The sequence below is a fragment of the Acinetobacter sp. 1124_18A genome (assembly GCF_052824995.1).
On sequence record NZ_VTDF01000004.1, the window covers coordinates 162,521 to 186,588 of the forward strand.

Consider the following 24,068-nt stretch of genomic DNA (forward strand, 5'->3'; position numbering starts at 1 on the left):
GTAAAATTTTTACAAAACAGTTACGGAAAAGCCGATCTAATGTGATCGGCTTTTCGTTTTGACTGAATAATTCAGACCAAATTATGAGCTCTTGTATTCTACTAAGATACGTAACATGCGACGTAAAGGTTCAGCAGCACCCCAAAGTAACTGATCACCTACTGTGAATGCGCCTAAATATTCTTTACCCATATTAAGTTTGCGCAAACGGCCAACAGGTACAGTTAAGGTACCAGTTACAGCAACAGGTGTAAGGTCAGTCATAGACGCTTCACGAGTGTTTGGTACAACTTTCGCCCATTGGTTTGAAGTACGAATCATATCTTCGATTTCATCAAGCGGAACATCTTTTTTCAACTTGATTGTCAGTGCTTGAGAGTGACAACGCATCGCGCCAATACGGACACAGTGGCCGTCGATTGGAACAATTTGTGAATTACCCAAGATCTTGTTGGTTTCAACTTGACCTTTCCACTCTTCTTTTGACTGACCGCTTTCAAGCTGTTTATCAATGTAAGGAATTAACGATCCAGCTAATGGCACGCCAAAGTTAGCAGATGGGAAACCTTCACCACGTTGTAACTCGGCAACTTGGCGATCAATATCCAAAATTGCAGATTTAGGATCATCTAACAACGTTTTAGTATTGTTATATAAGTAGCCCATACCAGTAATTAGCTCACGCATGTTTTGTGCGCCAGCGCCTGATGCTGCTTGATAAGTCATAGCAGTCATCCACTCCACCAAATTGTTTTGGAAAAGTGAACCTACACCCATCAACATAAGCGATACTGTACAGTTACCGCCTACGAAAGTTTTGGTGCCGTTAACCAAGCCGTCTTTAATAACGTTAAGGTTTACTGGATCAAGAACGATGATCGCATCATCTGACATACGTAAAGTAGAGGCTGCATCAATCCAGTAGCCATCCCAACCAGTCGCTTTTAACTGTGGGAAAACTTCAGACGTATAGTCACCACCTTGACAGGTAATAATGACATCCATTTGCTTCAGACTATTAATGTCTGTAGCTTCCATAAGTGCTGGGGCAGTCTTACCACCAAATGAAGGAGCTTCACCACCTGCATTACTGGTAGAGAAATAAAATGGCTCAATATGAGCAAAATCATTCTCTTCAACCATACGTTGCATAAGGACGGAACCGACCATCCCGCGCCAACCGACCAGACCTACTTTCATGTCATTTTGCCTCGGTGCGTTAAAATTATTAGGGGGAGTTGAGTGTATCAAAAGTGTCCACAACTGCAAGCGTTACAGAAACAAAACACCATGTTTATTGAGTAGAATATCTTGTTTATGTTACATACAAAATTGATAAAGATGACAAAAAATTTAAAAACCAAATCATCTTAAAAGAGAAAATTCAATGATTTATATCGAAGTTCTAGCTGGTCTGGTGATTTGGTTAAGTTTCTGGTCACTTATTCCTCGTGATGAGTGGTGGTTTCGTGGCGCCGATTTTCCTCGTTTGCAGATTCTATTTGTTGGTCTATTAGCCTTTGTTGGTATGCTGTTTTGGCCGACCGAATGGAATCTATGGCGTGAAATATTACTTGCTGTGCTTATCGCTGCCATCGCCTATCAGCTTAAAATGGTTTTGCCTTATACCTTGCTCTGGAAAAAACAGGTTAAACAGGTCAAATCATCCCAGTTAGATCAGCAAAAGCAAATTTCATTAATTGTATCGAATGTTCTAACCCCAAATGATAAATATCATTTATTGCTTGAACAGATCAGGACATTAAAACCAGATTTACTACTTACATTGGAGAGTGATAAGACTTGGGAAAATGCTTTAAAAGAAATCGAAGAAGATTATCCTTATCGCGTTCCCGTGCCTTTAGATAATTTATACGGCATGCATTTATACAGTCGGTTACCTTTATCTAATACTGAAGTTAAATTTATTTTAAGTGATGAAATTCCTTCTATTCATACCACTGTGACTTTACGGTCTGGTATGCCAGTTCAACTCTATTGTTTGCATCCTAAACCACCGAGTCCAACCGAGGCGAAAGATTCGACTTTACGTGATGCAGAGCTTTTAATTGTTGGCGACCAGATTAAAGACTTAGATGAAAGCTGTATTGTGATGGGAGATTTAAACGATGTAGCATGGTCACGTACTACGCGTTTATTTCAGCGGATTAGTGGATTACTTGACCCGCGAGTTGGGCGACATTTTATTAATACGTTTCATGCAGATTATCCATTGCTGCGTTGGTCTTTAGATCATATTTTTCATAGTACCGATTTTGGTTTAGTAAAAATGCAGCGTTTGCCACATATTGGATCTGATCATTTTCCTGTATATGTTGTTTTACAGACTGGGCGAATATTTGAACATATTCAAGAGGAGTTAGAGCAAACTCAAACCGATGAAGAAGAGGCCCAAAGTGCCATACAAGAAGGGATTGCAAAGGCTGAAAAGGAAGAAAAAATTGTGACTGATAAAATTGCGCAGCCTTATAAATGAAAAGAATATAAAAATTGATGTAAGCAATATCGTACAAAGATTTGAGTCTAGGGCGAATAGGCAGGGGGTGATAAAAACCTTATTCTACATTCATCGGCACACGGAAACGGGAATGGACAATCCCACGTAAGGATACACAAAGCTGATATGGAATAGCATCACGGATTAGATGTTGGAACGGAAACGATAAAAATAACGATTAACCTGAAAGCACAACCTCATTTACCCGAGTTTTGCAGGACGCAGAACTCGGGTTAATATTTTATATATACCCTATTTAATTTATCGTAAAAAAAGAAATATTTTTAAGTTAATCTTAATTTTAAAACCTATCTAATGATAGGTAAGCACTCATAACTTTTCATCTATATCTGAGCAATTTCTAATGAAAATAGATACAAATTTTTTTTCAGATAAGTTTTTGTTTTTATAGATTATTGATGAATAAATATGGGTTTTCATCTGTTTAGAGATAAATTGGGGTTGTTTAATTAGCAAATCTCAATAGAATGTGCCGATCGTTGACATGTTGGATCGTCAACAGGCATTGTTGTTTATCTCGTCAGATCGGCGAGTTGTGATTTGTTTGTGCATTTAAATTTCTGTTTGGAAATTACTGTACATATTGAGGTTTCACTCTTAGTTAGTGGTCTTCTCCCTCTCATATTTGATACTTTGCGGTGCATAAGGATTGTCTTATGAAGAATTTTAAATTTAGCCTTGCTTGGCAAATTTTAATTGCTTTAATCCTAGGGATAGTTGTCGGGGCTGTTTTACATAACCAGCCTGAAATCAAAGACAGTATTGTAACTAATGTTCTTACGCCACTTGGTAAGATTTTCATTAGCCTGATTAAAATGATTGTTATTCCAATCGTTTTCTCTACCTTAATTTTAGGTATTGCAGGTGTTGGCAGTACGAAAAGTTTAGGGCGACTTGGTTTTAAAACCATTCTCTATTTTGAAATTATTACCACTATTGCTATTTTGGTGGGCTTAGTTGCAGCAAATATCTTCCATCCAGGTTCAGGCATTGACATGTCTCAACTGGTTCAAACTGATATTTCTCAATATAAGCATACAACTGAAGAAGTTCAGTCACAGTCTCATGGCATCATGCAGACAATATTATCGCTTATCCCAACGAACATTATTAGTTCAATGGCGCATGGCGAAATGTTACCTGTGATTTTCTTTGCTGTGTTATTTGGTGTTGGTTTGTCTTCATTACCAGCAACAACTAAAGATCCATTATTAAACGTATTTCATGCTGTATCGGAAACAATGTTCCGTGTAACGCACATCATCATGAAATATGCGCCAGTGGGTGTGTTTGGTTTGATTGCAGTAACGGTTGCAAACTTCGGTTTCGCTTCGCTTATCCCTTTAGGCAAGTTAGTCGTGTTGGTATATGGCGCGATCTTATTCTTTGCTTTAGTGGTACTTGGTTTAACTGCAAAAATGTTCAGCATCAATATCTTTACTTTGTTTAAGATTTTGAAAGATGAATTAATTTTGGCATATTCAACTGCAAGCTCTGAAACAGTTTTACCGCGTATTATGCAAAAGATGGAAGCTTATGGCGCGCCTAAAGCAATTTCTAGTTTTGTAATCCCAACAGGTTATTCATTTAACCTTGACGGTTCTACGCTTTACCAAAGTATCGCGGCAATCTTTATTGCACAGCTTTACGGTATTGAAATGTCAATTAGCCAACAGGTCATTTTAGTTGTAACTTTAATGATTACTTCTAAAGGTATTGCTGGTGTTCCTGGCGTATCGTTTGTTGTGTTATTAGCAACATTAGGTAGTGTTGGTATTCCTGTAGAAGGCTTGGCATTTATTGCTGGTGTTGACCGTATCATGGATATGGCACGTACCGCGTTGAACGTTGTCGGTAATGCACTTGCAGTACTTGTGATTAGTAAATGGGAAAAACAATACGACTATGAAAAAGCAGCAGCTTATGAAGCATCGCTTAAATAAAGCTGACTTTTTATTGTTGTAATAAAACCCGCGTTGATCGCGGGTTTTTTTATGGGGTTATTTCAGTACAGACTCATATAGTGCCAGTGTCTGATCGCACATGTCTTTTAAGCTAAACATGGTGACAGGGGCAACGACTTGAGGCTGTTCAATATGCTTTTTCACTGTTTCCAGTAAAGCCTTTTCATTTCCTACTTCAACAAGACCTTGTGGATAGACATTCGATAAAATCTCGGCCACGCCTCCACGGTTCCAGCCAACGACTGGCGTACCTACTGAAAGCGCTTCTAAGGCTGTTCTACCAAATGTTTCTGCCTGATTGGATAGAGAGAGCACAATATCGCTAAAAGCGAGCCATTCACGTATATCTGAGCGATGCCCTACGAAGGTAATTTTATCTGCGAGTCCTTTGTTTTGAATGGTACTTTGCAATTCGCTTAAATAGGCCTGTTTTTTTGCATCGGCACCGCCAACAACCACAGCATGTAGCTGAGGATATTGTGACTGAAGCTGTTGCATCAGTTCAATTAAGCTTTCATGACCCTTTAAACGTGTAATACGGCCAGGCAAGCAAAGTAAAAACTTATTTTCAAGCTCTGGAAAGTCATTAAAAACCTGATTAAGCCATTGTGCTGATGGTTGGTAGTTATGTGGAAACGCGGCTGGATCAATTCCACGATAAATCCGAACAATATCTTGGGGAGGGCAGTTTTGATAATGATCAGTAATGTACTTAACTACGCTATCAGAAACAGCAATTACTTTCTCGGCCTGAGTCATAATCGCACTATAACGATTAACTGAATAAAAGCCATGTACCGTGCTAATGAGGTGAGGGCGTTTGTTCGCAGGTATTTTTCTTAAAGCAAAGTGAGTCAGCCAAGCAGGTACACGCGAGCGTACATGAACAATATCTGGTTGATGCTGTTCAATCAGCTGGCGTAAAGGGCGGATTTGCCACAAGCTTGAAAGAGACTTTTTATGAATTGGCAGCGTTAAGTGAGTAGAACCTTCAGCTTCGAGCTGTGAGACTAAGCGTCCGCCGTTTGAAACAACTAGTGATTGATGGCCTTGTGCAACCAGCGCACGTGCAATTTCTAGTGTGCCGCGTTCTACGCCACCGCTGTTGAGTTCTGGGAGAAGTTGCATCACTTTCATTATTTTTTGCCTTATACGTTCATAGAAGATGGATGATTCATAGATACATCGTCATCTCAAATAATAAATCTATATCTGGAATTTACTATCGTGATAGCGACATGGATGTCGCTGTTTCGCTGTGTTACAAGGAAGTAACATTAGCGAAACAAAGGATTTTTGCTTACTTTTTATCCCTAAAAAGTAAGGTCTGCCTATTCGATAGTATTTGAATTTCACTTTAAATTGAGGCAGTGCCTACTATCAATTTAAAATTATTACAGCTTTATTTTAATAGATTTCTTCATATCCTTCAGGACGTGTTTTAAAGCGACGGTGAAACCACATATATTGAGTCGGTGCGATGCGAAGTTGATTTTCAATAATTTTATTAACACGTGTTGCATCATCGACTTCATCTTCACTTGGCATATTGTCGACCGCAGGTTCAATCAGAACATGATATTTGGGGTTCTTGATATCTCCATGGCGGTAGAAATATAAAGGCACAGCCACTGCTTTTGAGATTTTTAATAAGCGGCGATGTGCAGTTACTGTGGCAGCAGGTACACCAAAAAACGGTGCCATAACACCTTGTTTGAGTCCAAAGTCTTGATCTGGGCTATACCAAATAGCATCGCCATCTTTAAGGTGACGAATTAAACCACGCATATCATCATGATCGATTTGTGCTTTATAAATCGTGCCACGGCAACGATAAATCAGCATATCGAGCAATGGGTTATTTTGAGGTCGATAGACAACATCGGGTTCAAAATATTGAGCACAAACATACCCGCCTGCATCAAGAAGTGTACTATGAGTCCCCAGTAATAAAACACCTTTGCCCTGAGCTTGGGCATTGGTAATGTGTTCTAAACCTTCAATCGTGACGCGGTTTTTAAACCAGCGTGGGCTGTACCATGCATTTAAGGTTTCAAACACCCCAAGCATCATATCGACGAAAACTTGTTGAGCTTGTTGTTGAGCCTTGTCGGCAGACCATTCAGGAAAGCAGACTTCTAAATTACGAATAGTAGTTTTACGGCGTGATTTTAGATATTTCCAAGCCAGATGCGCTACGCCATGTGCCAGACGCCATTGTATAGCCCATGGCAAAATAGCCAAAAGCATTAAAAAGACAATAGCAATCCAAACACCCCAATATTTAGGCAATAAAAAGGACCATTGAAATTCACCGGGCGTATAAGGCTGCTTTTGGCTCATAACGATATAAAGATTTCAAAAAGTTAAAACTGGCAAAAGTGTATCACGAACTGAATTTATCGTCGTAATACACTATTCAATTGAGTGTTAAGAGGGCTTGAAATAAGCAGGATAAATTATCGGCGATTTTCTAAGAGAATTTTAACAGCGAGTCCGGCCAATACAGTTCCCATGAGCCAGCGTTGTATATTTGCCCAAAGAGGTTTTTGTTGTAGAAAAAGGGCAATACTACCTGCAGAAAACACAATAAGTGCATTTACTGAAACACTAACAAAAATTTGTATTGTCCCGAGTTGAATAGACTGCGCTAAAATACTGCCTTGTTGTGGATGAATAAACTGTGGCAGTAAAGATAAATACATAATGGCAATTTTTGGATTAAGCAAGTTGGTCGCAAAACCCATTAAAAATAGTTTAGCTGGGGAGTCTACTGATAAATCTTTTACATTAAAAATAGGGGCTGCATTTGGACGTAATGCTTTCCATGCAAGCCAGAGTAGATAAATTGCACCAGCAATACGAATGGTGTCATAAGCAAAAGGAACGGCGACAACAAGTGCTGTGATCCCGAAAGAAGCGCATAGCATGTAAAATACAAAACCAACAGCGACGCCGGCCAACGAAATGAATCCTGCGATTTTGCCCTGACTAATCGAACGGGAAATAAGGTAAATCATATTGGGACCTGGAGTGAGTACCATCGCCAAACAAATTAGTCCAAATGCCAAAATTTGAGAAAGCTCCAGCATGCGAAAACACTCCAATATTATTATGCTGTTAGGTATAACATAATTATTTTTATAAGTCTTATATTCAAGTACAAGGCTATTTTAAAACACTAAAAATAGCGAAGATATAATCCATTATATGAATGTGATCTATAAGCTTTAAGTTTTTAAAAGCTTAGATTAATAATATAAAAAAGAGCCCACTTAATTTAAGAAGGCTCTTTTTTTAGGTTCTTTTTAGGAAAGTAAAACTATTTAGTTTCCTTTGCTCATTTGTTCAAGCACGTCCCAACGTTCCAATTTTTCAAGTAATAACTCGTCAATTTCTGTAAGACGTTGGCTTGCTTTTGTTGCTGCATCAGCATCTTTAACAAACCATGAACCATCTGCAAGTTTCTCAGAAAGTTCAGCTTGCTCCTTTTCTAAGTTCTCAATTTCAGCAGGTAATTGTTCAAGTTCACGCTGATCTTTATAACTCAGTTTGACTTTTTTAACGGTACTTTGAGCAGCAGCTTTGTCTGCTTCAGCTTTTGCCTGAGCTTTTTTAACGTCAGATTTCTGATCGACTACTTTGTCATCTGGACGTTGCTGCAAATAGTCTTGGTAGCCACCGATGTACTCAGCAATATTACCTTTACCATCAAAGACCCACGTAGATGTTACTACGTTATCCATAAATGCACGGTCATGGCTGATGAGAAGCAAGGTGCCTTTATAATCAGATAACATTTCTTCTAGAAGCTCAAGAGTCACCATATCCAAGTCATTGGTTGGCTCATCCATTACAATCAGATTTGATGGTTTAAGCAGCAATTTAGCCAGTAAGATACGATTTCGTTCACCACCAGAAAGTGCTTTTACCGGAGTACGAGCACGTTCAGGTGAAAATAAGAAGTCTTGTAAATAGCTGTAAATATGACGACGGTTGCCATTCACATCAACGAAGTCAGAACCTTCTGAAACGTTTGCCATGACTGTTTTTTCAAGGTCTAAGGCATTACGTAACTGGTCAAAATAGGCAACTTCTAACTGTGTACCTGTTTTAACTGAACCGCCATGTTCGAGTTCACCTAAAATGGCTTTAATCAACGTAGTTTTACCAACGCCGTTATCACCAACCAAGCCAATTCGATCACCACGCATAACAAGGGCAGAGAAATCTTTGATCAGTAAATTGTCATCGTAAGCTACGCTTAAATGTTCGATATCAAATACTAATTTACCTGAACGATTTGCATCTTGAGTTGCCATACTCACTTTGCCTTGTTGTGAGCGGCGTGCTTTCGATTCTTCACGTAAATCTTTTAAAGCACGAACACGGCCTTCATTACGCGTACGACGTGCTTTAATACCTTGGCGAATCCAAGCTTCTTCTTCAGCTAACTTTTTATCAAATAAAGCATTCTGTTTTTCTTCTGCTTCCATTTGCTGAGCTTTGAGCTCTAAATAGCGTGAATAATTGCCTTCATAGCCTCGTAGAATTCCGCGATCGAGTTCCACAATTCGAGTTGCAATGCTATCTACAAATGAGCGGTCATGCGAGATAAAAAGAAGCGTTAAATTATTTTGATCGAGTAAGAATTTCTCTAACCATTCAATACTTTCAACATCTAAATGGTTCGTTGGTTCGTCTAGAAGTAATACGTCTGGCTGTGTTAAAAGAGCGCGTGCGAGCAAAACACGGCGTTTACGTCCACCAGAAAGGTCTGCTAAGTCTGCATTTGGATCAAGTCCCATTTTACTTAAAAGAGCATTTACTTTATTTTCTAATGCCCAACCATCTAGCTGGTCTAGCTTATGCTGAAGGTTACCCATACGGTCACAGGCTTCCATATCTCCTAACATACAAGCGTCAGTCGCTTCATGATAAGCTCTGAGTACTTCAGAAGCTTCACCTGCACCATCTGCCACAATGTCAGCTACTTTGCCAGAGTCCATTGGAACGTCTTGGGCTAACATTGAAACAGTTAGACCATTTTGAATGGAAACTTCACCAGAATCTGGTAATAGGCTTCCCTCGATCAGTTTAAGTAAAGTAGACTTACCTTCACCATTACGACCAATTAAACAGACTCGTTCGCCACGTTCTAGATTAAAGTTCGCGCCATCGAGCAGGGCAGGTCCGCCAAAAGCAAGTTGGACATCCCTTAGGGTAATATAGGCCATAATGTTTTCCAGAATCTCAAATGAGGATTTAAATGACTAAACCACCATATCATGATGATCAAGCGTCATTGTCCGCACCCATTGAAGATTTGCAAGTGCGAATTACATTTTTGGATGATTTAGTTGAAGAATTAAATCAACAACTCGCTATTCAGACTCAAGAAATAGCTGATTTAAAAAAACAAATGCAATTTCTTTATCAACGTATGGAATCATCGGATTTATCAGAAGGTATTGCTGCTTTTGATCCATTAACCAATAAACCTCCCCACTATTAATAAAATGGCAAGTTCGATACTTGCCATTTTATTAGGGGGTATTTATGAATTTTGCTTAAAAACCATGCAATACAATTTTCCCTTTTGTCGTACCACTTTCAATTTGTTGGTGAGCCAGTTTTAGGTTTTGAGCATTAATTGGGCTTAAAATTTGCGAAACAGTGGTCTTGATTTTTCCTTCGTCAACCAGTTTGCTGACTTCATTTAATAGTTCACTTTGCTTTTCCATATCTTCAGTCTGGAACATTGAACGTGTAAACATAAACTCCCAATGCACCGATACAGACTTCGATTTAAAAGGCTTAATATCTAACTGTGCAGGATCATCAATTAATCCAAAATGACCTTGCGGCGCAATTAACTCTACAATATCTGATAAATGCTGATCTGTTTGAGTGGTCGAGAACACGTATAAAGGTGCATTTAAACCTAATTGCTTGATTTGTGCTGGTAAAGGTTGACGATGATCTAATACATAGTCAGCACCAAGTTGCTTAACCCATTCTTTAGTTTCTGCTCGTGAAGCTGTCGTAATAATCGTGAGGTTAGTCAACTGCTTGAGTAGCTGGATTGTGATTGAACCTACTCCACCAGCTCCGCCAATCACTAATATTGATGTATTTTCTGGGGTAACTTTGGGCACTTGTAACCGATCAAATAGCATTTCCCACGCTGTGATAGCAGTTAAAGGAAGAGCAGCTGCTTCCGTTGTTTCTAAAGTTTTTGGTTTATGACCCACAATGCGTTCATCAACCAACTGTAATTCACTATTGCTGCCTTGCCGATTGAGTGCGCCTGCATACCAGACTTCATCTCCGACTTTAAATTGAGAAACTTGATCTCCAATTGATTCAACGACACCTACTGCATCCCAACCAAGAGTCTTCCATTGATTATTTTCCGGGTTTACGTTGTTACGAATTTTTGTATCTACCGGATTAACTGAAATCGCCTGAACACGAACAAGTAAATCATGGCCTTTTGCCACGGGAGTGTCGAGTTCAATATCAACGAGTGCCTCTGGCGATGTAATGGGACCTGCTTTCTGATATGCCACAGCTTTCATAAGAATAATTCCTCTTGTTAGGAGTTTGATCATAACGTAAGCTTAAATTTGGTGACTACAGACAAATAACGCTCATAGTGTCAAAAAGGATACTGTAAAATGGCAAAATTACGACATTCAAGTTTTGACTGCTCTCCGGGTTGTTCAGTTGAGGCAGCCATTAGTTTGATTGACGGAAAGTGGAAATGCGTCATTCTTTGGCATTTATTTAATGAAGGCACCTTACGGTTTAATGAAATTCGAAAGCGTGTTCCGAGCATTACCCAAAGAATGCTGACAAATCAGTTACGTGAGTTAGAGCAAGACGGAATTATTCATCGGGAGGTTTACCCTCAGGTTCCACCTAAAGTGGAATATTGCCTGACCGAATTAGGGCAAAGTCTTGAGCAGATTTTATTTGCTTTAAAACTCTGGGGAGATGCCCATATCGACCGATTTGGAAAGTTGACACTTGTTGATGATAGTCAAAACTCTTAAATATATTTGAGTGACAACATTGCAATTTGCACGGTGAAATACTGATATTTTGGGTCTTGCGATCTTATCGGGCATTATTTTTCTGATGTAACTTGCGTTTTCTGGTCAGCTTATGCAACTCTAATAAAAGAGATTAATAGGTTTTGCTATGGACAATATGGGAATTTGGGTTACCGTTATCATTGTTCTTTTCGTACTAGGCTCCATTTTTGGTTTAAGAGTGAGCCCACGTGAAAAGGCACTTGGTATTATGCGAGATAAAGCCCGCAAAATAGGGTTGCATCCACGTGTAATTGTTGCACCTGAATGGACACATGTCCCAATGGCTACTGAAAAACGTGCCAGCATGGTTGCTTATTATAGTGTATTGATTCCTGATGCCCGTTTAACTTTAATGCGTGCTCGTGTTGTAGACGGCAAATTAAAAGTGATTCAGGGTGATGAGAAATTTAATGATTCTCCCATTGCATTAAAAGGGATTTATGCTATTGATATGCAGGCAAACTGTGTAGGGCTTTATTGGGATGAGGAATCAGACCTAAGAGCAACACAATTAGATGAGATGAAGGCTTATCTGTTGACCTTAGCTAAAGCCTGATTTTTAAATTTATTGGTATAGGAATAACATTTTATATGGCGAATACCTCGCGCTCTGCATCTCAAAGCACAGCATCTACTGCACCTGCTGCACCTAAACGTGCCTTAGTGATTGTGGAGTCGCCTGCCAAAGCGAAAACCATCAATAAATATTTGGGTTCGCAATTCATTGTAAAGTCTTCTGTAGGTCACGTACGTGACTTGCCAACAGGTGGCAGTAAATCAACAGAGAAAAAGCCGGCTGCCCGGACTAAACTCACCGAAGCCGAAAAAGAACAAAAAGCTAGTCAGGCTTTAGTTAATCGTATGGGCGTCGATCCTGAACATGGTTGGGAAGCTCACTACGAAGTTCTGCCTGGTAAAGAAAATGTTGTAGCTGAACTCAAAAAACTCGCCAAAGATGCTGATGCAATCTATCTCGCAACGGACTTGGATAGAGAAGGGGAAGCCATTGCTTGGCACTTAAGAGAAGTTATTGGTGGTGATGACAGCCGTTATCACCGCGTGGTATTTAACGAAATTACCAAAAATGCCATTCAAGAAGCATTTAAACAGCCAACACGCTTAGATCTAAATCGTGTGAATGCTCAGCAAGCACGCCGTTTCTTAGACCGTGTTGTGGGCTTTATGGTTTCGCCATTACTTTGGGAAAAAATTGCCCGTGGTTTATCAGCTGGACGTGTGCAGTCAGTCGCAGTAAAACTGGTTGTAGAACGTGAACGTGAAATTCGTGCTTTTATTCCAGAAGAATATTGGCAAGTTTTTGCAGATACTCAGTCTAAAAAAGATGATATTCGTCTTGAAGCATTTAGACAGGCTGGTAAAACCCTTAAATTGAAAAATAAAGCTGAAACTGATGCTTTATTAGATGTTTTAAAAGGGGCTGAATATAAAGTTGCACAGCGTGAAGATAAACCAACTAAGGTTAATCCAAGCGCACCTTACATTACTTCAACTTTGCAACAGGCTGCGAGTACACGTTTAGGCTTTTCTGTTAAGAAAACCATGATGTTGGCTCAGCGTTTATATGAAGCTGGTTTTATTACCTATATGCGTACTGACTCAACTTTCTTGAGTGATGATGCGGTAAGCATGGTACGTGCGCATATTGAAAGCCAATATGGTGAAAAATATATACCAGCAAAGCCAAACCGCTATGGTAACAAAGCGGGTGCCCAAGAAGCCCATGAAGCGATTCGTCCGTCAAATGTTGCGCTTACAGGTGATCAGCTTGCGGGTGTAGAGCGTGATGCTCAGCGTCTATATGATTTGATCTGGCGTCAGTTTGTTGCGTGTCAAATGACACCAGCAGAATATTTATCTTCTACTTTGATTGTTGAAGCAGCGAATGTTGAGTTAAAGGCGAAAGGCCGTACGCTTGTATTTGAAGGTTTCACTAAAGTACGTGGTGCGAATAAGTCAGATGACGACATTATTTTACCTGCTATTAAAGTAGGTGAAATCTTAAAGTTAGAAAAGTTAGATCCAAGTCAACACTTTACTAAACCACCTGCACGTTTTACTGAAGCATCTTTAGTTAAAGAGCTTGAAAAACGTAGTATTGGCCGTCCTTCGACCTATGCTGCGATTATTTCTACCATTCAGGAACGTGGTTACGTTAAGTTAGAAAACCGTCGTCTTTTCGCCGAAAAAATGGGTGAAATTGTGACGGATCGTCTGGATGAAAGTTTTAATAACTTGATGAATTATGCGTTTACGGCAGACCTCGAAGGTCAGCTTGATAAGGTCGCAACAGGCGAGCGTAACTGGAAAGAGTTACTAGACGCTTTCTATGGTGACTTTAAGAAACGCCTAACCAATGCTCAGGGTGAGCAGGGAATGCGCCGTAATCAACCAGTTGAAGTACCAGCAGTACATTGCCCTGAATGCTCACGTCCAATGCAGATTCGTACGGGTACAACGGGTGTGTTCTTAGGTTGTTCTGGCTATAACTTGCCGCCGAAAGAACGTTGTAAGGGTACGTTGAACTTAACACCTGTTGAGTCTTTAGCTGCGCTATCTGATGATGATGGTGCTGAAACTGCAGACTTGATGTCTAAGCATCGTTGTGAGAAATGTGGCACTGCCATGGACAGCTATGTGATTGATGGTGGTCGTAAACTTCATGTATGTGGTAATAACCCTGACTGCGATGGTTTTGAGCTTGAAGAAGGTGAGTTCAAGATTAAGGGTTATGATGGGCCAACGATCCCATGTGATAAATGTGATGGTGAAATGCAGCTTAAGACTGGTCGTTTTGGCCCGTATTTCGCTTGTACAAGCTGTGACAATACCCGTAAAGTCTTGAAAAGTGGTCAACCTGCACCTCCACGTGTAGAACCGATCAAAATGGAACATTTACGTTCAGCGAAACATGATGACTTCTTTGTATTGCGTGATGGTGCGGCGGGCTTATTCTTGGCAGCGAGTAAATTCCCGAAAATTCGTGAAACACGTGCGCCAAAAGTTGCAGAATTACGTAGTGTGGCAGCTCAGCTTGATCCAAAATATCAATTTATTTTACAAGCGCCAGATGTAGACCCTGAAGGTAATCCAACAATTGTGAAATTCAGTCGTAAGAATCAATCACAATATGTAGGTTCAGAAACCCCTGAAGGTAAACAAACAAAATGGAGCCTAATTTATCAAGATGGTAAATGGGTTGAGGGCTAATCAAGTCCAATATAAAAAATGCTAGCTCAGCTAGCATTTTTTATTTCTAAAACAATAAAAGAAAATTTTAATTTTATGGGGAATAAGAATGTGGAAAAACATTCGGGTTTTATGCTTATTAATTATTTTATTGATTGTTGCTGTTCAAGCATGGCGAGATCAAAATCAAGATTGGAATCGACCAGTTGTCGTTGTTTTACATCCTATTAATGCAGATGGTTTAGAGATAACACAGGCCTATATTCATCAGTTGAAAAACGAAAATTTTTGGGCAATCAGAAATTATTTAAGTGAGTGGTCACAGCATTATCGCGGGCAATCAGGAAACTTTGAAATTCGCTTGGGACAGCCGTTACAGCAACGACCACCTGAGGTTCCTCAAAATGCCAATGTCTTGCATGTTATTTGGTGGAGCTTAAAATTTCGTTTCTATGCATGGCGACAAAAACAACCCGAAGACAGTGGAGCATCACTCAAACTTTACTTAAATTATTATGATCCGAATTACCAAAAAGTCCTGATCCATTCGACTGCTTTAGAAAAAGGTCGCATTGGTAGTGTGAATTTATTTGCGACCAAAACACAAGCTTCACAAAATCAGGTTGTGATTGTTCATGAGCTATTACATGGCTTTGGGGCACAGGACAAATATGATTTAAAAACAGGACAACCTATTTACCCTTTAGGTTATGCCCAACCTGAAAAAGTACCTCTATATCCACAAACCGATGCCGAAATCATGGGTGGTCAAACGCCTTTGTCTGAGCAGAGCAGTACAATGCCGAATGGTTTACAAGAAACAATAATAGGTTTACCTACTGCCAGAGAAATTGGCTGGGTGAAATAAAATTGTGGATAAATACTGCTTTATCCACATCAATTGTTAAGAAACGATGCAGATTTTATACAGACAAAAAATGTGAAGTGCATCACTATTATTAGGTAGATGAAATTCTAATACCTGATAATAAGAGTAGCCATGATGAAAACTGTAGGTAATGATTTAGTACGTAATCAGTTACATGCTGACCGTAAATGGTATTTGATATTGGGCTTTGTGCTGATTGGTTTTGGCCTGATTTTATTTAGTTCATTACCATTTGCGACCTTTTCTGTCGTTTTTTTATTTGGAATACTCATGATGGTCTGCGGTGTTTTGCATCTCGTCGCTGCTATGAGTGTTTTTAAAGGCGCAAGCCGATGGTTGTGGGCCATCTTTGGTGTGCTTTATTTAATGGCTGGTTATTATGCGTTTTCTACTCCAGTCACTACAGCAGTAGTGCTGACAAGCCTATTGTCTATAGCGCTGATCATTGCTGGTGCTATACGTACTATAAATGCAATTTTACTTAAGCCAATTACTGGGTGGGGCTGGACCCTGTTTTCAGGGTTATTAACGCTCGCTACAGGTATTTTAATTTTAGTTTCTAAAGATTCACCTTTTTGGGTATTAGGAATGTTCCTTGCTATTGATATTTTATTTCAGGGAATTAACTTTCTAGGTTTGGCCTCTGCCATTAAACATCTTCCTTCTAGTTCAAAAACAGTATCTTAAAAATAAGATTTAACCAAAGAGCACTTTAAGTGCTCTTTTTGTTTTTAGGATGGGCAGACCCATCTGTTATCGGGGTCTGTTAAACTATGTCTTGGTGTTTTAGCGATATGTGTTATGAGTCTTGCAAAATTAATTAATGAACTAAATGCTCAGCAAAAAAAAGCAGCTACTACGTCTGCGCAAAACTGTTTAGTTTTGGCGGGCGCTGGTTGTGGCAAGACTAAAACTATTGTTGCTCGTGCAGCTTATTTAATTGATCAGGGCTTGCCAGCGAACCAAATCCAGATTTTAACGTTTACTCGACGTGCTGCGAGTGAGATTGTTGCGAGAGTAGAACAACATGTGGGAGCACAGGCAAAGGGTCTGCGAGCTTCAACTTTTCATACTTTTTGTATGTATTTGCTACGCCGTAATCCGCAAGCTTTTGGATTAAATCAATTTAGTATTATTGATCGTGATGATCAGTCGCTTATGTTTCGTTTATTAAGAGGCAAAGATAAAGATAATGTCTTACCTAAAGCCGCAGAGCTGTGTGATTTATATTCTTATGCGAGAAATACTCAAATAAAGCTTTCTGAGGCATTAATTAAACAGCTTCCAGATGCATATGAGCATAAGACTCAAATTGCAGATTTAATGAAGACCTATGAGCAGCGTAAAAGAGAGCGTAATTTTTTAGATTACGACGATATTTTATCGATTGTGGCTGTCCATTTACAAAATTCAGAAGCATTAACGAATTGGGTAGCAGGTTTTTGTCAGGCATTGCTAGTTGATGAAATGCAAGATACCAATCCTTTGCAATGGGCTTTATTACAGCCCTTGATTGGCAAAGTGAAGCTATTTTGTGTTGGCGATGATGCCCAGTCGATTTATGGTTTTCGAGGTGCAGATTTTGAAAATATCCATTCTTTTAAAGAGCGGATACCTGACGCAGTTATTCATACACTGGATTTAAATTATCGTTCGACTCAAGAAATCTTAGATTTATCAAACTGGTTGTTGGCGCATAGCCCAATTGATTATCAAAAACAGCTACAAGCACATCGTGGGCAAGGGCAAAAGCCTCAGCTGCACCTATTTGGTAATGAATATGAAGAAGCAAACTGGATTGCACAGGACTTAATAACGCGACATCAGCAAGGTGCTAGCTGGCACGACCATATGATTTTGGTGCGTTCAGGCTATAGTGCACGATATCTGGAAGGGGCTTTCATTGCTGCTGAACTACCTTATCGTTTTATTGGTGGTGTAAAACTTCTTGAGTCTGCCCATGTGAAAGATGTGCTTAGCCTGTTACGTATTGTAAGTAATCCTCACGATGATTTGGCGTGGATGCGTTTTTTAACCTTGTGGGATGGTATTGGTGATGTTGGTGCAAGTAAGCTCGCGCAAGAGTTGATGGGAATTGCTGATGTTGAGGAGCGCTGCAACCGATTAGAACGTCATGGCAAAGTTCCTTTGCAAGCGATTTTAATTTTAAAACAGCTAGATGTATTACAGCAGCATGTTGAAGCAAGCATTGGCTTGGCACTCGATGCTTTAGGTGAACAGCTAGAGCAAAATTATAAAACTAAAGATTGGTCACGCCGGTTAAAAGACTTTGATTTGGTCAAGCAACTTGCGCGTAAACATGCATCTTTAGGTGAATTCCTCGAAGAATATGTTCTTGAACCTATTTCAGTTTCTGAAATTGAGAAAGCGGCTGATCAAGATTTAGTGACGTTAATTACGATTCATTCCGCTAAAGGTGCCGAACAGAAAGTCTGCTATGTACCTCATGTATCACCAAATCAATATCCTTATGCAAGAGCACAGGGCGATTTTGATGATGTCGAAGAAGAGCGCCGCGTATTGTATGTTGCATTAACACGTGCAGAAAATGAATTAATTTTGACCAAGCAAAACCTCAATACATGGTCAGAAGACAATTATGACGAACAAGGTCGTAAAATCGAAAGTTATTTCCTAAATGATCTTCCTGCACATTTGGTTCAGGCAAGGATTCATAGGCAAGTACCTCAGCCATTTGCTAAAAAGCAATGGAACCGTTCACCTACAGTAAATTTAGGTTTTGGTATCGATCTGGATTAAACTACTGTATAAGACACTGTGATTACTTAAATATATTGGCTGCTCCCTTTAATTGCCAATTAAGGTTAGAAAATGAAGATATTAGTTCGTAATTTAGATCGTGCTGTGAGTGAAACTGAAATTTTAGAGTTATTCAAAGCATTTGGTAAAGTTGAAACGTGTGTTCTTGTTACTGATAAAGACACAGGTAAATCAAAAGGTTTTGGTTTTGTTGAAATGCCTAACCCACGTGAAGCAATTAAGGCAATTAAAGGCTTAAACCTGCTTAAAGTTAAAGGCAATGGAATTCGCGTTAAAGCAGCTGAAGAGTAAGTCTTTAGTGTGAAAAGACAGTTTTTAGCTCTTTCGATTGTAACGCCAAATGGTACTCGTATCGCTGAAGGTATCAAAACACTTGAAGTGCGTTCATGGGTACCTACAAAACTGCCAATCAAAGATCTATTAATTGTCGAGAACCAAAATTTTTTGGTTAAAGATACTGATGAAGAAGAGGGAGTTGCTGTCGCTTTGGTTGATGTCGACTCTATTCATGCTTGGCGAAATGATGAAATTGAGCAAGCATGTGCAACTGCTTGGGACGAAGGGTATTTTGCTTGGGTTTTAAGCAATGTTCGTCCTATAAAGCAGCCATTAAAAACTTTAGCTAAACGTAAAATTTATCAAGTTGAGCTGGATTTACCATAAATAACGTTGATTTTATTAGTGGAGTCGTTAAGCTAAAGAATAGCTGTTGCAATAGCGATTTTAGAACAGGAAAGTTTATTTATGTCACGTGTTGCTCGTTATCATGCCGATCGTACCAATCAGAAGCTCTATTTTGCGCGCTTAGCGTGTCAACAGGCAGAACAGACCGATCATGTGCAGCAGATACAAGCTTACCGTGAAGCAGCAGTCTTTCATTTACATGGTGCAATGTTAGCTTTCTTACAAGAACTCGTACGTTATTACCGTTTAAATGAATTGCAACCCACTTTAAAATCTATTGAAGAACATATGGCGGCAAAAGGACAAGTTTCTCCAGAAGTGTCCGTTTTGCAACAATTGGCGAAAGATGGTTTTGTTGCAGAGCTCAAACGAGCTTACCGTATGTGTCAATATGCACCAGAACCTAAAGAGCCGACCCCAGAAGAAGAAACATCTTCTAATCTCATTATCAAAGTGACTCAAGGTCCTCAATCTTGGTTGCCAGATGTTAAGATTTTGCGTGAATGGCATCGCGAATTAAGCCATTTAATTGATGGTTTTCGTAATGAAATGGTCGAGTTCTAAAATTAAACTGCCCGAACGCTTGAAATTTAATCCGGGTGTGCCTATATAAATAAGACAAGAGATGCAAAGTGCAAGGGTGCTTTGCCACCATGTTGAAACATGGAGGAAATATATGTCTATACAGCAATTGAAAGAGTTATTTGGAAATCAAGAAGCCGTTTTGGAATTAGTCCAACTCGAAGGTGGCGAACTCGCCTTGCGTAATGCAGGTTCTGAGAATGAACCCTTGGTTAAAATTCAATTTAGCGATGAAGTAAAAGCAATCTTGGGTGAGCAAACTCCAGTTGTTGCTCAGCATATGATTCAGGCTGCACTGTTTGGACTGCTCGAAAAGCAGGTAAACGAATGGCAGGCTGAAGTACTAGATGAACAGCCTAAATTCTTGAGTTAAAAAAAGCGTACTCTTGAGTACGCTTTTTATAGGGTTAATGAATAGTTGACTGATGGGCAAGCTCGATCTGATTTAATATATGATGGCTCATATTCTTTGCCATTTCCTCTTTGGCATAGAACACTTCACCAATATTTTCATCTCTGATTACTGCGGCTTCTTCTTTACTTTCTGCGCAAATTAACACCTGAATTTGAGGGTTTAATTGCTTAGCAATCGCCACAATACGATGAATATCTAAAATATCCATAGGTGAGATCACCAAGAGTCTTGCATGCATGATGTGTGCTTGAATTAAAACACCTGGTTCGGTTGCAACACCACTCACAGCAGCAATATTCGACTGACGTAGCTTTTCTACGATTTCACGATTCTCTTCGGCAATAACGACTTTAATATTTTCATTAATTAAATTTTCAGTGATACGTCGTCCCACACCGCCATATCCAATAATGACAACCTGATCGCGTAAGTAAGCCTGATCAACTTCATCGGGTAACATGGCTAATGGGTCACCACTACGTTCAAGAAGTCGGGCTAGGTGAGAGCGCTCACGAATCCAGCGTTGTACGGGCTCAATGGCTGAAAATATAAAAGAGTTCAGCGTTATTGAAAATAAAGCACCAGCTAAAATCAGATTTTGTGCTTCTAAAGTTAATAAACCTAATGAGACACCAAGAGTGGCTAAAATAAATGAGAATTCACCAATTTGGGCCAAACTCGCACCAACTGTAAGCGCTGTATTAAGTGGATAGCGAAAGAATAAAACCAAAGCCATTGCAGCAAGTGTTTTACCTACCATAATAATTGCGATAACGGCCAAAATATGGAGCGGACGTTCAACCAGAATATGTGGATCAAACAGCATGCCCACAGAAACAAAAAACAGAATTGAGAAAATTTCACGGAGTGGAAGTGTTTCTTCTTCTGCGCGGTGGCTAAAGTCTGATTCTTTAACAACCATTCCTGCAAAGAATGCCCCTAATGCCATTGAAACCCCAAAAATGGCATAAGATCCGTAGGCAATTGAAACAGCAGCGGCAACAACAGTAAGGGTGAATAACTCTCTTGAACCTAAACGAGCAACAAACTGCATAATAATAGGAACAACACGTTTACCTACAATCAGCATAAAGGCAATAAAGCCAATTACTTTTAATAACGTGAGCCCAAGAGTTAACCAGATATTGCCATCTGCACCTTCTGGTGCTTTCCCGCCGAGTAAAACTGCTGTAGCTGGAAGAAGTACTAAAACAAGTACCATTACTAAATCTTCGACTAACAGCCAACCCACAGCAATTTTGCCGTTGACTGAATCTAAAAGACCTCGGTCTCCTAAAGCTTTTAATAATACAACAGTACTCGCACACGACAGGCTTAAGCCAAAAACCAGTGCAGAACCAAAGCTCCATCCCCATAGCAGGGATACGCCAACGCCTAACAGAGTGGCGACTGCAATTTGTAAAATCGCGCCTGGTACAGCAATACGACGAACCAGCAGCAAGTCATTTAATGAAAAGTGCATCCCTACACCAAACATCAGGAACATGACCCCGAGTTCTGCAAGCTGGTTAGCAAGATGCATATCAGCTTCTATGCCCGGTGTATTTGGGCTAATAATAATTCCGGCAATTAAATAGCCGATAAGAGGGGGAAGTCGTAATCGGGCCGCAAGATAACCAAAAAAGAGGGCAACACCGAAACCAACAGCAAGTAAAACAATTAAATCTACGTCATGCGGCACTAAAAACTCCTTTTACGTGAGTTAGGCTAAAGACAAGCATAAAAAATGCCAAGGCGAAATATGTGGAAAGTTTAACAAAAAAAAGCGAGCTATAAAAAAAATGCAAAAAAAAACGACTTCATTGTGAAGTCGTTTTTTTTCGAGGCTAAAATTATTTGATTTTAGCTTCTTTGAAAATCACGTGTTGACGGATTTTTGGATCAAATTTTTTGATTTCCATTTTTTCCGGCATAGTACGTTTGTTCTTAGTCGTGGTATAGAAATAACCTGTACCAGCTGTAGAAACGAGACGAATCTTATCACGCATTGTTCAGACTCCTTAGATCTTTTGACCTTGAGCACGAAGGTCTGCAACAACCTTTTCGATACCCAATTTGTCAATAATACGCATACCTTTAGTGGTTAAACGAAGACGTACAAAACGTTTTTCGCTTTCTAACCAGAAACGGTGGTGGTGCAGGTTCGGCTCGAACCGGCGCTTGGTTTTGTTGTTGGCGTGTGAGACGTTGTTACCAACGACTGGACGCTTGCCGGTAACTTGGCAAACCTTAGACATGGTGTAACTCCATTGATTCAGCCAACAGCAAATCTGTGGCCAGTCATACTAAATGTAAACGGATGAATTCATTCAAGGGGCGTTTTATACCAAAAATACGATTAAAAGACAAGCGGAATTGGTAAAAACGAGGCATGATTTAGTATAACAGATCATGCCTTGATCAGTTAGCGTAACAAGGTTTTCGAAATGAAACGATGAATGGGCTTATTGAAGGGTGGAAGAATGTATTTAAGGCTATAAAGTTTTGGATTAGACATCACCGAACGTTCATGAGAAAGGCTAAAAAAGCCCTCTGGTCCGTGATATTTACCCATACCTGATGCACCAATTCCCCCAAACGGTAAATCATCTTGAGCCACATGGGTAATCACCATGTTAATTCCGAAATGTCCTGAGTGGGTATGTTGTGCAATATAGTCAGCACGTGCCTGATCATAGTCAAAATAATACATCGCTAAAGGACGCGGGCGACTATTAATGAATTCGACGACTTCTTCTATTTGGTCATATTCCAAAATTGGCAGGATAGGACCAAAAATTTCATTTTGCATAATATCCATTGCAGTCGTTACGCCTGTAACTAAAGTCGGCGCAATTTTACGGATATCATCTAAAATTTCATTTTGAGGATTAATTTCAATAATACGAGCACCTTGATCGCGAGCATTTTCAAGATAGCCCTGAATGCGGTTGTATTGCTTGTCATTAATAATAGACGTGTAATCTTGATTATTGCGGAAATGCGGATACATGCCAGCCACAATCAATTTAAAGTTTTCGATGAATTCTGCAGTTTTCCCGCGTGGCAAGAAAATATGGTCAGGTGCAACACACGTTTGACCCGCGTTCCATAATTTACCTACAGCAATACGCTGAGCTACATCTTTCATATCCATAGATGCATGCACAAGGGCAGGAGATTTTCCGCCTAATTCAAGAATCACTGGAACTAGATTTTGAGCTGCGGCTGCCATGACTGTTTTACCAACAGAAGTTGAGCCTGTGAAAATCATTTTGTCAAAAGGCAAATGACTAAATGCATCTGAAATAACGCCCCCACCATTTACTACAGCAACTAATTCTTGTGGGAACGCTTCTGCTAATGCACTTTCAAGAACTCGCCCAAAGTTAGGAGAGGCACTCGAAATTTTGATCATGGCATGGTTGCCCGCTGCCAGTGCACAAATTAATGGCCCAACTGAAAGAAGTAATGGGTAATTCCATGGTGTAATAATACCAATTACACCCATAGGTTGGTATTGTACCCAACCTTTTGCTGGCTGATGTAATACACTGATATGGCGCTTTGAAGGTTTCATCCACGCTGTCAGATGTTTACTGTAATATTTGATTTGTTCCAAACTGGTGAGTAACTCACCAATTTTTGTTTCCATAACTGCACGATTGCCATAATCAAGGTTAATTGCGTCGGCAATCTGATCTTGATATTTTACCAAGACTCTTTTAAGACGAGCTAAACGATCAATACGCTCTTTAGCAGTGGGTACCGGATGACGTAAATAAGCACGCTTTTGTTGTTCAAGCAAATCATGTAAATGCTTAACATCATAAGGAAGCTGAGTCTCTGGATTTGTTTTTGTTTGACTGTTCATCGGTACTTACCA

At 39.7% G+C, this 24,068-nt stretch carries 23 protein-coding genes; 13 read left to right on the forward strand and 10 right to left on the reverse strand.

Annotated features, from left to right (window positions below):
• Positions 1 to 81: 81 nt before the first annotated feature.
• Entirely contained in the window at positions 82 to 1,200 is a 1,119-nt protein-coding gene (gene asd, locus FY048_RS10665; protein ID WP_004794839.1) for an aspartate-semialdehyde dehydrogenase, read from the reverse strand.
• Between the two features lie 187 nt (positions 1,201 to 1,387).
• Between asd and FY048_RS10670 the strand changes: the two genes are divergently transcribed.
• Both FY048_RS10670 and gltP read left to right on the forward strand, forming a co-directional pair.
• Positions 1,388 to 2,497: an endonuclease/exonuclease/phosphatase family protein gene (locus FY048_RS10670; RefSeq protein ID WP_446091099.1), complete on the forward strand. Its 1,110-nt coding sequence runs from the start codon at positions 1,388 to 1,390 to the stop codon at positions 2,495 to 2,497.
• Between the two features lie 698 nt (positions 2,498 to 3,195).
• The gene (gene gltP / locus FY048_RS10675; RefSeq protein WP_016139356.1) at positions 3,196 to 4,482 is read left to right on the forward strand and encodes a glutamate/aspartate:proton symporter GltP; all 1,287 of its coding nucleotides are present in this window, start codon (positions 3,196 to 3,198) and stop codon (positions 4,480 to 4,482) included.
• Between the two features lie 57 nt (positions 4,483 to 4,539).
• On the opposite strand, the gene FY048_RS10680 is transcribed toward gltP, so the two are convergent.
• The 4 genes from FY048_RS10680 to FY048_RS10695 form a co-directional block, all read right to left on the reverse strand.
• A complete protein-coding gene (locus FY048_RS10680; RefSeq protein WP_446091100.1) occupies positions 4,540 to 5,640 on the reverse strand; it encodes a glycosyltransferase family 4 protein in 1,101 nt (366 codons plus the stop codon).
• A gap of 270 nt (positions 5,641 to 5,910) precedes the next feature.
• Positions 5,911 to 6,846 carry an LpxL/LpxP family acyltransferase gene (locus FY048_RS10685; protein ID WP_446091101.1) on the reverse strand — a complete coding sequence of 312 codons (936 nt, stop codon included), beginning with the start codon at positions 6,844 to 6,846 and terminating at the stop codon, positions 5,911 to 5,913.
• A gap of 116 nt (positions 6,847 to 6,962) precedes the next feature.
• Positions 6,963 to 7,595, reverse strand: a complete 633-nt coding sequence (locus tag FY048_RS10690; protein ID WP_016139353.1) for a LysE family translocator — start codon at positions 7,593 to 7,595, stop codon at positions 6,963 to 6,965.
• Between the two features lie 234 nt (positions 7,596 to 7,829).
• Complete coding sequence (locus FY048_RS10695; RefSeq protein ID WP_446091102.1) at positions 7,830 to 9,740, reverse strand: ATP-binding cassette domain-containing protein; 1,911 nt, start codon at positions 9,738 to 9,740, stop codon at positions 7,830 to 7,832.
• A gap of 32 nt (positions 9,741 to 9,772) precedes the next feature.
• Between FY048_RS10695 and FY048_RS10700 the strand changes: the two genes are divergently transcribed.
• Positions 9,773 to 10,018, forward strand: coding sequence for a SlyX family protein (locus FY048_RS10700; RefSeq protein WP_003654743.1), 246 nt, complete (start codon positions 9,773 to 9,775; stop codon positions 10,016 to 10,018).
• A 55-nt stretch (positions 10,019 to 10,073) separates the two neighbouring features.
• Here the strand turns inward: FY048_RS10700 and FY048_RS10705 are convergent, their stop codons facing one another.
• Positions 10,074 to 11,084 carry a zinc-binding alcohol dehydrogenase family protein gene (locus FY048_RS10705; protein ID WP_446091103.1) on the reverse strand — a complete coding sequence of 337 codons (1,011 nt, stop codon included), beginning with the start codon at positions 11,082 to 11,084 and terminating at the stop codon, positions 10,074 to 10,076.
• A gap of 99 nt (positions 11,085 to 11,183) precedes the next feature.
• On the opposite strand from FY048_RS10705, the gene FY048_RS10710 reads away from it, so the two are divergent.
• The 10 genes from FY048_RS10710 to FY048_RS10755 all read left to right on the forward strand — a co-directional run bounded on the left by FY048_RS10710 (position 11,184) and on the right by FY048_RS10755 (position 20,140).
• Positions 11,184 to 11,561 (forward strand): winged helix-turn-helix transcriptional regulator, encoded by a 378-nt coding sequence (locus tag FY048_RS10710; protein ID WP_446091104.1) that lies wholly within the window; start codon positions 11,184 to 11,186, stop codon positions 11,559 to 11,561.
• 148 nt (positions 11,562 to 11,709) lie between these two features.
• Positions 11,710 to 12,159 (forward strand): ammonium transporter, encoded by a 450-nt coding sequence (locus FY048_RS10715; RefSeq protein ID WP_446091105.1) that lies wholly within the window; start codon positions 11,710 to 11,712, stop codon positions 12,157 to 12,159.
• A gap of 35 nt (positions 12,160 to 12,194) precedes the next feature.
• Positions 12,195 to 14,831, forward strand: coding sequence for a type I DNA topoisomerase (topA, locus tag FY048_RS10720; RefSeq protein ID WP_446091106.1), 2,637 nt, complete (start codon positions 12,195 to 12,197; stop codon positions 14,829 to 14,831).
• 88 nt (positions 14,832 to 14,919) lie between these two features.
• Positions 14,920 to 15,678 (forward strand): hypothetical protein, encoded by a 759-nt coding sequence (locus FY048_RS10725; RefSeq protein WP_446091107.1) that lies wholly within the window; start codon positions 14,920 to 14,922, stop codon positions 15,676 to 15,678.
• Between the two features lie 135 nt (positions 15,679 to 15,813).
• Positions 15,814 to 16,386 carry an HdeD family acid-resistance protein gene (locus FY048_RS10730; protein ID WP_446091184.1) on the forward strand — a complete coding sequence of 191 codons (573 nt, stop codon included), beginning with the start codon at positions 15,814 to 15,816 and terminating at the stop codon, positions 16,384 to 16,386.
• Positions 16,387 to 16,500: 114 nt separating this feature from the next.
• The gene (locus FY048_RS10735; protein ID WP_446091108.1) at positions 16,501 to 18,480 is read left to right on the forward strand and encodes an ATP-dependent helicase; all 1,980 of its coding nucleotides are present in this window, start codon (positions 16,501 to 16,503) and stop codon (positions 18,478 to 18,480) included.
• A 72-nt stretch (positions 18,481 to 18,552) separates the two neighbouring features.
• A complete protein-coding gene (locus tag FY048_RS10740) occupies positions 18,553 to 18,792 on the forward strand; it encodes an RNA recognition motif domain-containing protein (protein ID WP_003654760.1) in 240 nt (79 codons plus the stop codon).
• A 9-nt stretch (positions 18,793 to 18,801) separates the two neighbouring features.
• The gene (locus FY048_RS10745; RefSeq protein WP_446091109.1) at positions 18,802 to 19,164 is read left to right on the forward strand and encodes an ASCH domain-containing protein; all 363 of its coding nucleotides are present in this window, start codon (positions 18,802 to 18,804) and stop codon (positions 19,162 to 19,164) included.
• Positions 19,165 to 19,245: 81 nt separating this feature from the next.
• A complete protein-coding gene (locus FY048_RS10750; RefSeq protein WP_004794811.1) occupies positions 19,246 to 19,749 on the forward strand; it encodes a DUF6586 family protein in 504 nt (167 codons plus the stop codon).
• Positions 19,750 to 19,861: 112 nt separating this feature from the next.
• The gene (locus FY048_RS10755; protein ID WP_002114792.1) at positions 19,862 to 20,140 is read left to right on the forward strand and encodes a hypothetical protein; all 279 of its coding nucleotides are present in this window, start codon (positions 19,862 to 19,864) and stop codon (positions 20,138 to 20,140) included.
• Positions 20,141 to 20,174: 34 nt separating this feature from the next.
• Here FY048_RS10755 and FY048_RS10760 read toward each other — a convergent pair whose 3' ends face one another.
• The 4 genes from FY048_RS10760 to FY048_RS10775 form a co-directional block, all read right to left on the reverse strand.
• A complete protein-coding gene (locus FY048_RS10760; RefSeq protein ID WP_446091110.1) occupies positions 20,175 to 21,884 on the reverse strand; it encodes a cation:proton antiporter in 1,710 nt (569 codons plus the stop codon).
• 151 nt (positions 21,885 to 22,035) lie between these two features.
• Positions 22,036 to 22,191, reverse strand: coding sequence for a 50S ribosomal protein L33 (gene rpmG / locus FY048_RS10765; RefSeq protein WP_003654787.1), 156 nt, complete (start codon positions 22,189 to 22,191; stop codon positions 22,036 to 22,038).
• Positions 22,192 to 22,203: 12 nt separating this feature from the next.
• Positions 22,204 to 22,440, reverse strand: coding sequence for a 50S ribosomal protein L28 (gene rpmB, locus FY048_RS10770; RefSeq protein WP_000048256.1), 237 nt, complete (start codon positions 22,438 to 22,440; stop codon positions 22,204 to 22,206).
• 167 nt (positions 22,441 to 22,607) lie between these two features.
• Positions 22,608 to 24,056: a coniferyl aldehyde dehydrogenase gene (locus FY048_RS10775; RefSeq protein WP_016139340.1), complete on the reverse strand. Its 1,449-nt coding sequence runs from the start codon at positions 24,054 to 24,056 to the stop codon at positions 22,608 to 22,610.
• Positions 24,057 to 24,068: the final 12 nt, after the last annotated feature.